The sequence below is a fragment of the Paenibacillus sp. Y301 genome (assembly GCF_059445505.1).
Genome location: NZ_JCAIUL010000001.1, coordinates 61,057 through 73,500 on the forward strand (window position 1 = coordinate 61,057; position 12,444 = coordinate 73,500).

Genomic DNA, 12,444 nt, shown 5'->3' on the forward strand with positions numbered 1-12,444 from the left:
GGTCAAGGAGACATTTCCTTGACCTGCTATTTGGTATATCTATTCTGTTGTGGTAGTTATGTTCTCCTCTTTTATCTATCCATAGGTGTGAATTTATACCAAACATACGTTCCTTCAAATATGGGTTATGTTATAATGAGAAATAACTATTTTGATAGAATTTAATCGGCTTTAATTTATATATGAAGGAGGTATCCCATGTCGGTTCATTTCCTCTTAGGACGTTCGGGAAGCGGTAAAACCACGAATATAATGCAGGAAATCTCTACTCGACTGAGTAAAGATCCTCACGGTAAACCTATTATTCTACTTGTGCCTGAACAGGGCTCATTTCAAGCTGAACACGCTTTGGTAACATCAGGTCCTGTGAAGGGGATTGCACGAGCACAAGTACTTAGTTTTCAGCGACTAGCCTATCGGGTTATGCAAGAGACAGGCGGATCAGCTCGCGTGGGGATTAGTGAAGATGGTAAAAAAATGTTACTCTACAAAATCATTCAGAGACGGAAAGAAGAGTTAACATTATTTGGTCCATCGGGTGATCAAATGGGTTTCGTTGGAAGACTCAGTCAACTCTATACGGAGATGAAACGGTATTGTATAGATGCTACGCACGTTGAAGAACAACTATCACGAATGCAAACCAATGGATCGGGGACGCCTATTCTACGTGATAAATTAGGAGATATTCTCACGCTGTATCGCGATTTTGAGCAAGAGTTATCTCCTCTATATATGGATAATGAAGATCATTTAATGACATTAGCAGAAGCAATACCTAACTCCTCTTATGTGAAGAATGCAGATATCTGGATTGATGGTTTTCATGGATTTACACCCCAAGAATTTATTGTGTTGCAACAATTTATGCTGTGTGCTTCTTCGGTAACCATAGTACTTACGCTTGATAAAGCTTATGAACAGGGGATGGTACCCCATGAGTTGGATTTATTTCATCCATCTGCGACTACCTATGTGAAGTTAAAAGGAATGGCGACGGAATTAGGCGTAGACACCACCAATACCATTCTGACACCGGACGTTCTTCCAAGATTTGAAGATAGTCCAGAACTAGCCCATATGGAAAAGGGATTCGATCGCAGAATCCCTTGGCATCCTGAATCTGTGGAGAAGATGAGTAATCTTGGTCAACAGGGAGTCTCTATTCATGCAGCTGTTAATCGACGGTCAGAAGTGGAGGGTGCACTTCGTGAAATGCTTCGTCTGGTGCGTGAGGAAGGGGCTAGATTTAGAGATATCGCTATTTTTGTAAGACAATTAGGAGATTACGAACCCATTCTAGGCCCGTTATGTCGCGATTATGGCGTTCCTTTTTTCCTAGATCAGAAGCGAAGCGAGTTACATCATCCTTTAGTAGAATTTATTCGGTCTTCCCTTGATATTGTGAGTCGTCGATGGAGATACGAAGATGTATTTCGCTGTATCAAGACAGACTTACTGCTTCCTGTAGATGGTTCACTAGATCGTATAGATATGGACCGATTAGAGAACTACGTATTAGCTTGTGGTATTCAAGGATACCGTTGGACGGAGGGGCGTCCATGGCGAGCGATTCCTAGTCTTTCACTTGAAAGTGATGGCGTGGACCGACAGAAGAATGGTGAACAGCTACTTGAATTAATGGAACGCTGCCGTGCTGCGGTTACGGGTCCTTTGCTTTCTTTTGAGAAGAGATTAAAGGCAGGAAAGACAGCTCGTGATCTGTGTACAGCCGTTTATCTTCTTTTGGAGGATGCGGGTGTTCCACAAAAGTTAGATGCTCTTAGCCATGAGGCATTAGAATCAGGTCAACCTGAAGCAGCAAGAGAACATCGTCAACTATGGGGTGCTACGCTAGATTTATTAGATCAGATTGTGGAATTAATGGGTGATGAGAATATTGGTGTTGAACTATTTACAGGGATATTAGACACGGGCTTAACGGAGATGAAGTTATCTTTAGTTCCGCCATCTATTGATCAAATATTAATAGGAAATATGGATCGTACGCGTACAAGTGGTGTGAAGTATACCTTCCTACTTGGGTTCAATGACGGTGTAGTGCCCGCTGTTATTCAGGAAGATGGTGTATTAACGGAACAAGAGCGGACTTTATTAACAGACATAGGGATGGAGCTTGCCCCAAGTATTTCACGGAAATTACTAGATGAGAGATTTCTGATCTACAATGCGCTAACTTCAGCGAGCAAACATGTTTGGATTTCCTATGCATTGGCTGATGCGGAAGGGAAACTTCTCTTACCTTCGGAAGTGATTCGGCATGTTAAGAAAATGTATCCATTACTGGAGGAAGACATACTCTCTGGACAGCCATTAATAGAACAATCTCTTCGAGAGCAACAAAGCTTCGTTAGTAATCCACAGCAGACGTTGAGTCATCTCATTGTTCAGTTACGAAAATGGAAGAATGGTATTGAAATTCCTGATTTCTGGTGGGGCATTTATAACTGGTACTTACAACAAGCAGAGTGGCGTGAAGCACTATTTATGCTGCTTCGTTCTTTGTTCTATGTCAATGATACACTGCCGCTAGAAACAGATACGAGCCGCAAGCTTTATGGTACAAAAGTACGTACGAGTGTATCGCGGATGGAGAAATTTGTTGCTTGTCCTTTCTCCCACTTTGCATCGCATGGCTTAAAGTTAAAGGAACGTCAGATGTATCGATTAAAGGCACCTGATATCGGCCAATTATTCCACTCTGCGCTAAGTGACATGGCTACACAATTACAGAACCGTAGCGTTAGCTGGGGTAGCCTTACACCTGATGAATGTCGTCATGAGGCGAGTATTGCTGTGGATCGGTTAACCCCTCTTTTACAGGGTGAAATTCTACTTAGCTCTAAGCGTTATGCTTATATTTCTAGGAAATTAAAAAACATTGTAGGGAGAGCCTCGATCATTCTCGGTGAGCATGCCCGTCGAGGCAACTTTGAACCTATTGGTCTCGAACTTGATTTTGGACCAGGAAAGACCTTACCTCCGCTTATCTTTCCACTACCGAATGGCTCAGTGATGGAAGTAGTTGGACGTATAGACCGTGTAGATATGGCGCAAGGCGCGCAAGGAATCATGCTGAGGGTTATTGACTATAAGTCCAGTCAGAATGATCTGAAGCTACATGAGGTGTACTATGGATTGTCACTTCAGTTATTAACTTATTTGGATGTCTTGTTGACGTATTCTGAAGAGTGGCTGGGCCGAACGGCTATTCCTGCTGGAACACTATATTTCCATGTGCATGATCCCTTGTTGCAATCTGCCAATGGCATGAGTGCTGAGCAAGCGGCAGATGAACTTCTTAAACGTTTCAAAATGAAGGGCCTTCTGCTCTCAGATCGTGAAGTCATTGCACAGATGGACACATCTCTGGATAAAGGGCATTCAGCCATACTTCCTGTTGCTGTGAAATCGGATGGTAGCTTCTACAGTAGTGCAGCGGTCGCAACTTCAGAACAATGGGATAGCCTATTATCTTCGGTACGTAGCAATATTGTGAATATTGGAACCCGAATTACAGAAGGCGATGTTAAGATTGAGCCTTATCGAATTCAACATGAGACAGCATGCACGTTCTGTTCTTATAAGTCAGTCTGTCAATTTGATGAGAATATTGAAGGTAACCACTATCATTTGATGGGTAAACCAAACAAGGTACAAGTATGGGACATGTTGCAAAAGACACAAGGAGGAGATACACCGTGATCGGATTAGTTAAGCCGGAAGGCAGTATGTGGAGTGATGATCAGTGGAAGGCGATTTCGCTCAGCGGTGATCATATTCTTGTAGCAGCTGCAGCAGGTTCAGGAAAAACAGCCGTGTTGGTAGAACGAATCATTCGTAAAATTATGAATGAGGAGCAAGGATTTAGTGTTGATCGTTTACTTGTGGCCACATTTACGAAGGCAGCAGCGGCTGAGATGCGTCAGCGGATTCGTGAGGCATTGGATAAGGAGTTAGAGAAGGAACCTGATAATGCACATTTACGTCGACAGCTTGCTTTATTAGGAAAAGCATCCATTACAACACTTCACTCCTTTTGTTTAGAAGTGATTCGTCGTTACTATCAATGGATTCCATTGGATCCGGGATTCCGTATTCTGAATGAGAATGAAGCTGAATTGTTGCGTCAGGAAATTCTGGAGGAATTATTTGAAGAGAAGTATGGGGAATCAGAAGATGGCGGAATCTTTCTACGTCTGGCGGATTGGTTCAGTGGTGAACGTAGTGATGATGCGCTGTATCTTCTTGTGCAGAAACTGTACGACTTCTCACGAAGTCACTCATGGCCAGATGCTTGGTTGCGTAAGATGGCGTCAAACTTCGCTGTTACTGATCCAGCAGAACTTGATGATAGTCCGTGGGTAAAGAGTATTGTTAAGGATGCTAAACTATCTATGGCTGGCGCAGCTGGACTGTTACATCAAGCTATCTCTATTGCCATGTTGCCGGGTGGGCCATCGCCCTATGTAGATAATTTACGAGATGATTTGGAAATGGTTGAATCCCTTAGAGAATGTCTCGAGGATTTCCCGTGGAATGCTCTATACGATGCCTTCCAGACGGTTTCTTTTGGTAAATTGAAAAGTTGTCGTAAAGATGAGACTGATTCTGATTTACAGGAACGTGTGAAAGAATTAAGGGATAACGTCAAGAAAATATTGACTGATCTTAAAAGTTCCTTGTTCGGTCGATCATCAGAAACGTTTCTATCGGAGCTTCATGAAGTTGCTCCTGTGATGGCGGAGTTATCTGAGGTTGTCATACTATTCGGTCAACGTTATCAAGAGGAGAAGCGGTCAAGAGGAATTGTGGATTTCAGTGATCTAGAGCATTACTGTTTGCAGATTCTAAGACATCCCGAATCGTCAGTCGATCAACTTCTTCCTTCTGATGCTGCTGTAGAATACAGAAAGCATTTTGACGAGGTACTCTTAGACGAATATCAAGATACCAATAGCGTACAGGAAGATATCGTAAAGCTGATCTCTAGAGACCAGCCAGGCAATCGGTTTATGGTAGGTGACGTTAAGCAGAGTATATATCGATTTCGTCTAGCAGATCCAGGTCTGTTTTTGGACAAGTATGGTAGATATGGGCTGGAGGATAACGAAGGGACAGTTATCGACCTAGCTCGTAACTTTCGTAGTCGACATCAAGTGTTGGATGCAGTGAATGTACTTTTCCGACAAATGATGAATGAGAATGTAGCTGAAATAACTTACAATGAACGGGCTGAATTAGTATATGGTGCATCATTTCCCGAAACTCCAGATCACGAAAGTGATGTCTCTTATACGCCCGAACTTCTTCTGATTGACCGTGGAAATGGTGGGAAGTCAGGAGATGCTGAAGGCTCAGAGGGTGAAGATAACGCTCTATTACAAGAGGGCGAGTGGGTGGAGATGGAGACAGCGCAACTTGAGGCACGAGCTATTGCGGCTAAGATAAAGGAAATGACGGGAGAAACCGGAACTCCACCAGTGCTCATCTATGATAAGTCTTTAAAAAAGATGCGTCCTGTTATTCATGGAGATATCGTTATTCTTCTACGTTCCGCTTATATTTGGGGACCACTGATCATGGAAGAACTAAGACAACAAGGCATATCTGCTGACGGAGAACAGAATCAGGGATATTTTCAAGCAACAGAAGTTGCGATTATGTTATCGCTATTGCAGGTTATAGATAATCCTCAACAAGATATTCCATTAGCAAGTGTACTTCGCTCACCTATTGTTGGATTAACCGAGGAGGAATTAGCCCAGATTCGATTATGTGCTAGTGGTCCATTCTATGAAGCGATGATCGCTGCGGCAGGTATGGAGAAGGGTTCTAAGCACCATGCACAAGGGAATGGTCATGAGTTATTCCACGATGTAACTGGTGAGATAGCTGCAACGAAAGATTTTCCTATGAATAGGGATGATTTGAATGATGCGGTCCCTTTTCAGGGTGGCAATCATACATCAACAACGGAACCATTTTCTATCGAATTACAATTTAAAATACAGAGATTTCTAACCAAATTAGAAGAATGGCGTAAAGAAGCGCGTAGAGGCAGCCTAGGAGACCTAATATGGCATATATACCAAGAGACAGGATATATGGACTGGGTAGGTGGATTACCTGGAGGAGGGCAACGTCAGGGTAATTTGACAGCACTTTACGATAGAGCTGTTCAATATGAACAGACCACAGCTTCTCGAGGGTTATTCCGTTTCTTAACCTTCATAGCAAGGTTACGTGATCATGGGTCTGATTTAGGCAGTGCAGGAAGATCGGACAAGCAAGACAATGCGGTTAGAATTATGACCATTCATAAGAGTAAAGGGTTGGAATTCCCCGTTGTTTTCCTAGCAGGAATTGCGAAGACATTCAATCAACAAGACTTGAATTCACCATTTCTAATGCATAAGGATTTGGGGTTTGGACCGAAATTTGTGGATCTAGGAATGCGGGTTAGTTACCCCACATTGCCTAACCTTGCGATACGACGTCGAGCGCAACAAGAACTCCTAGCAGAAGAAATGCGAGTGCTCTATGTGGGACTCACGCGTCCCAAAGAGAAAATGATCCTTGTAGGTACACTTAAGGATTTGACGAAGAAAATATCATCATGGGCTCAAGTTCAAAGTCATCAACCATATGTACTACCTGATTATGTATTATCAAGAGGGCGCAGTTATATAGATTGGATCGGACCGGCTCTGATTCGTCATCCTGATGCAGAAATACTGCGAGCGATGGGTGGCGTAACTGAACCACCATCTCCTGTATTGAATGGGGATCCTTCAACATGGATGGTGTCTGTACTTTCTGCTGATGAATTATCACAAGGTATGATTGTGAGTATCGATGGAGATCAGGAGATTTTTCAACATCGTGAACAGAAGCTACAAGCCATGTTAAATCGAGAGAGTATACCTTCTTCAGCGATGGAAAATAACACTGAAACAGATATAGCAGACCTCAAAAAGATTGAGGATAAATTGGCATGGAAGTATCCATACGCTATCGCAAGTACACTTTCTGCCAAAACATCGGTAACAGAGATGAAGAAATTGCTCTCTTTACAAGAGCTTCCGTCTTTAGATCTGATGGAAGAGAAGCAGATTCAGCAGTACCCAGATGCGACGCTACAACTTCGCCGTCCTAAATTTATGGAAGAGAAAAATATGAGTCCAACCGAGCGTGGAACGGTGTACCATACCCTGATGCAACATATTCCTCTACATGGAGAAAGCGTAGATTCAGAGGTAGTTCAAGAGACACTTAACCGACTTGTTGAGTTACAGATTGTAACCCAGGATCAAAAGGATATGATCGGTTTAGATGAAGTGGTATCTATGTACGATAGCGAGATAGGAGCTAGATTACAATCTGCAACATGGGTTGAACGGGAATTGCCCTTTAGTTATGCACTTTCTGCTACAGAAGCCTATCAGGGACTCAGTTTTGTGAAAGAGCTGTCTTCCGCTGATGAGCAGGAATCTCTCAAGGTCTTAACAGGGTTGGAGAATGAGACGGTGTTAATTCAAGGGGTTGTCGATTGTATTTTTAGAGTAGAAGGAAAGTTAGTTCTGCTAGATTACAAGACGGATCGTGTTCTGGAACAACGTGGTGGGGTGCAGGCTCTGGCAGAACAATATCGTTTCCAACTAGAACTCTATGGCAAAGCATTAGAAGACATCATGGGAGAACCTGTAAGTGAGAAGTGGCTGTACTTCTTCGATGGGTCACATTTGGTTCAGATATAAATCGATAGTTTAGGTCAAGGTAAGACCATAGGGGGAGAGAACAATTGCGAATATTGCATACAGGTGATTGGCATTTCGGACGGACATTGGAAGGCCGTAGCCGCTTGAAAGAGCAGGAGGACTTTGTTGATGAATTAGTACGTATGGCAAATGATCAGCAAGCCGATCTCATATTAATGGCTGGAGATGTCTATGATTCAGTCAACCCTCCTGCAGCAGCAGAACAGCTCTTCTATGAGGCTTCAGCGCGGTTGAGCGAAGGAGGTAGACCCCTTGTTGTTATAGCTGGTAATCATGATCAGCCTGAGCGAGTAGCTTCTGTGTCGCCTCTGGTGACGCGTCAAGGCATCACACTTGTGGGGCTTCCTGCTACGAATGCTGTGAGTATTCATGCTCCTCGTACTGGAGAGATCGCTAAAATCGCTGCACTTCCCTATCCATCGGAAGCTCGACTTAATGAATTGCTAGTCTCAGAGGGTAATGAGGATGATCTGCGGCAAGCCTACAGCGCCCGTGTCGGCAAGTTAATGGGATTATTATCTCGTGAATTTACAAGTAAGACGATCAACCTTGCTATGAGCCATATTTATGTGTTAGGCGGCGTGGAGTCGGACTCTGAGCGTCCAATCCAGGTTGGGGGTGCTTATACGGTTGATCCGTCTGCGTTGTCTGTAGGGGCACAATATACCGCTCTAGGACATCTTCATAGACCTCAGGCTGTAAAAGGGGATGGCATGATTCGTTATAGTGGATCTCCACTGGCATATAGCTTCTCAGAAGCGGGTCAGGCTAAGTCGGTCGCCATGTTAGATATCGCACCCGGAGGACAACCGGTTCTTGAAGAGTTATTTCTATCCTGTGGGCGACCACTCGTACGTTGGAAAGCCAAAGGTGGTCTTGAAGAAGTTAATCGTTGGCTGGATGAGGGACTTGATGATCGTGCATTTATTGATTTGGAAGTATCTTTGACAGAAGCCCTATCTCTATCTGAAATTCAGAGACTTCGCAAGAGCCGTGAGGGATTAATTCATATTCGACCGATCTATCCAGACATGGACGTAGTAGAGATGGAAGTTGAGCGTTCACGCATGCCTTTGCATGAAATTTTCCGTAAGTTCTATCAGCGACAGACGGGGGGAGCCGTTCCCGATGATGCACTGGTACAATTGTTTCTTGAACTTGTTGAGGAGAATGGGACTGTCCAGGAAGAGGGGGATGACCAATGAAGCCAATCACTCTAAAGCTTGCTGGACTACAAAGTTATCGTGAACCACAACAGATAGATTTCGACGAACTCACACAGATGGGCCTATTTGGTATATTCGGTCCTACTGGTAGCGGTAAATCAACCTTGCTAGATGCGATAACACTCGCTTTATATGGCAAAGTGGAGAGAGCAGTCAATGGAACACAAGGAATTATGAATCATTCGGAGGATTCGTTGTTTGTCTCATTCACGTTTGAATTAAATTCTTCTGAAGGACCCCAACAATATCGGGTAGAGCGACGTTTCAAAAGAACGAATGAATTATCAATAAGTAATACCATTAGCCGGTTTATTGAAGTTACTCCTGAAGGGGATCAAGTGATCGCGGATAAATTAGCAGATGTTACTCGTTGTGTAGAAGACAAAATCGGACTTAAAATGGATGATTTCACACGGGCTGTCGTTCTCCCGCAAGGGAAATTTGCTGAATTCTTATCACTGAAGGGTAGCGAGAGACGGCAAATGTTGCAACGGTTATTTCATCTGGAGCAATATGGTGATCAATTAGGGCAGAAGCTAAGTCGCCGTGTGAAGGAAAATGAAGCGGCACTTCACAATATTGAGGCAGAACAACAAGGTTTAGGAAATGCTGGACGTGAGGCGCTGGAAGCTGCCAAACAACAGCGGGTGCAAGCTATCGCTGAAGCTGAAGCTTCGCGACGCAGGCTGGATGAAATTTCGGTGCAAGCTGAACAAATGACAAAAGTATGGGAATGGCAAATTGAACGCGCCAACAGGCAACAACAATTAGTACAACTTCGCTCTTTAGAAAATGAAGTTAGATTGCTTGAAGAGAAGCTTGCCAAGGCAAGTGTGGCAAAACATTTGATGCCTTTACTTGTTCAAATGCAAGAGAGTAAACAAGAGCATGCGAATCGCGAGGCGCAATTGGTATTATTGAATGTAGTATCACAGGAAGCTGAACAATCAGCACTTCTGGCAAGTGAAGCGGATGAAACAGCACAACTCGCTTTATCTACGGAAGAACCGAAGTTATTGGTTAGGCAGGAACAGTTAGAGCAAGCAGTGAAGCTTCAACTGGAGCGAGATCAGCTTCGTAGTGAGTGTGATGAACTTGAGAAAAAGAGATCGGACGTCGTGAGAACACAAGCTGAACTAAGTGAGAACCTTCTGAAAGAGAAAGTGCTACTTGGTAAGGGGCAGGCACGACAGGCGGAATTACAGGATCGTTTAAAGCCGCTAGAGACGCGCTCACAAGAGCGGGAGCTTATTCATAAAACATTACAGCGTAAACACCAAGTTCAGTCTATGGAAGAACAGGTACGGATTGTAAGCGCGGAGTTATCCCAACAAGAAAAAACAGTCGCTGACATGAATTCAAAATTAATGAGTTCTGATCTAGATTTAAAGAGCAACGATGACAAGCATAAAACGTTCTTAGCACAGCTTTCTTCACATGTCTCTGCATTGATTGTTCAAGAAGCTTCGGTAGGTCAAGCTGCTATTAGACTGGTTGGAGAAGAAGAACAATTAAGAGGAGAACTCAAGAACTCGGAGATGCATGCGCTATCACTTACGTTAGCGACGCAGTTACAGGCAGGCCATCCTTGTCCTGTATGTGGATCGGAACACCATCCCTCACCCGTGGAGTCTCTGGAAGATTCAGATGATCTTACGACTCTGACAGGTCGGTTGCAATCTTTACGTCATGTTCAGTCTCAACTTCAAGAGTTTCGGCTTACCTTTAGACAGCTCATGAATGAGAGCCAATCGTTAATCGATCAATCTGGAATAGTACTTCCTGAACCAGATGATTCACATGTAGCTGTAGCTAAAGAACAATCTGAAATAAACGAAGAATCTCAGATGCAATTCTCTGTTGCACACTGGACAAGTATCGTTGAACAGTTTGATGATGTAACTCGGAAGCTTACGAAGATGACCTCAAGCCTGCGGCAGGAAGCTGCAGAGATGAAGCAGACACAAGCTGTACTTCAACAGCAACACATGAAATATATGGCAGAAGTAGAAGCGTTTAGAAATTATCATGCGGATTCCAAGAACAAGCATGATCGCTTAACTGTTGAATTGATGAAATTGCAGCAAGCTTGGGACAAAGAGTTCCCCGAGCTTCCAATTCATCAGATTGATTCGATGTTCGAGCTTATGCAGAAGAAAGATAAGGAAGCTGAGACGATTAAGGAACGACTTGAGATCAGTATTCCTTTTCTAGAGAGTAAATTATCAGCTATTCAATCTCTAGAACAACAAATCGGTGACTTAGACAAGGTTCTTATTCAATGGAACACGCAATGGCATGCTAAAAGTGAACTGCTAAAAGAAAAGATGGAACGTCTCAAGTCCTGGATCGGTGATGGATCAGCAGAGGCTTTACTTGAGGAATGTACTCAACATCTCCTTCGGTTAAGAGCAGCAGTGTCACATACGAAGGCTGCACGGCGTACAGCTGAGGATAAGAAACATGAAGCCATCAAAGCAACTGTTATAGCACAGCAGGCTGTTACATCAGCATCAGATCATTGTAAAGCATCTGAAAGCCGTTGGGAGCAGATGTTGGCAGCATCAACACTATCTACTGGAGATGAAGTTGTTGCGTGTTGTTTACAACAGGAGGAAGAGGTTGAGTACACCGAGTCAGTAAGAAAACATCGTGAGAATGAACGGGAAGTTACGTTACAGCTTGCCTATGTCGAAGACAAGTTGTCAGGGAATTCTCTTACTGAAGAAGAGTGGAATACCCACAAGACTCGACTGGAAGAATGTCGTAAGAATGATGAAGCGGCCATCCAGTTCAAGGCAAGGGCTGAGCGCGATCTAGAAGATATATCTGAGCGCCATACAAGATGGATACAACTAGAGGATACACGTATAGAACGTGAGTCCACAGGAGAGCAACTCCATAAGTTACAGTCGTGTTTACGGGGGAATGCCTTCGTAGAATACATTGCGGAAGAGCAGTTAATGCAGGTAAGCCAGGCTGCGTCACAACGTCTTATGTTTTTAACTAGACAACGTTATGCATTAGAAGTGGATTCGGGTGGAGGTTTCGTGATTCGTGACGATGCTAACGGGGGAACTCGTCGACCTGTATCCACGTTGTCTGGAGGAGAAACATTTCTGACATCGTTATCTTTAGCGCTTGCCTTATCAGCTCAAATTCAATTGCGTGGTCAATATCCGTTACAATTCTTTTTCTTAGATGAGGGATTTGGAACGTTAGATCCAGAACTTCTGGAGATGGTCATCACCTCATTAGAACGTCTTCATAGTGATCATCTATCCGTAGGTATTATTAGTCACGTACCTGAGCTAAGAGCACGGTTACCACGCAAATTAATCGTCCTACCCTCCGAACATGGTGGGGGTGGTTCGCGTCTTGTGATAGAAAATATGTAACGATATTTAAAAAATGTG

The 12,444-nt window shown here is 43.6% G+C and carries 4 protein-coding genes; all 4 read left to right on the forward strand.

Features of this window, described 5'->3' with window-relative positions:
- The first annotated feature begins 198 nt into the window (after window positions 1-198).
- Genes addB through AC1D69_RS00320 form a run of 4 tightly spaced genes read left to right on the forward strand, consistent with a single transcriptional unit; the run spans window position 199 to window position 12,426 of the window.
- Complete coding sequence (addB, locus tag AC1D69_RS00305) at window positions 199-3,726, forward strand: helicase-exonuclease AddAB subunit AddB (RefSeq protein ID WP_495454169.1); 3,528 nt, start codon at window positions 199-201, stop codon at window positions 3,724-3,726.
- A 26-nt stretch (window positions 3,727-3,752) separates the two neighbouring features.
- The gene (gene addA, locus AC1D69_RS00310; protein ID WP_495454715.1) at window positions 3,753-7,781 is read left to right on the forward strand and encodes a helicase-exonuclease AddAB subunit AddA; all 4,029 of its coding nucleotides are present in this window, start codon (window positions 3,753-3,755) and stop codon (window positions 7,779-7,781) included.
- A gap of 44 nt (window positions 7,782-7,825) precedes the next feature.
- Window positions 7,826-9,007, forward strand: coding sequence for an exonuclease SbcCD subunit D (locus AC1D69_RS00315; RefSeq protein WP_495454170.1), 1,182 nt, complete (start codon window positions 7,826-7,828; stop codon window positions 9,005-9,007).
- Entirely contained in the window at window positions 9,004-12,426 is a 3,423-nt protein-coding gene (locus tag AC1D69_RS00320; protein WP_495454171.1) for an AAA family ATPase, read from the forward strand. Before AC1D69_RS00315 ends, AC1D69_RS00320 begins: the two co-directional genes overlap by 4 nt.
- Window positions 12,427-12,444 lie beyond the last annotated feature (18 nt).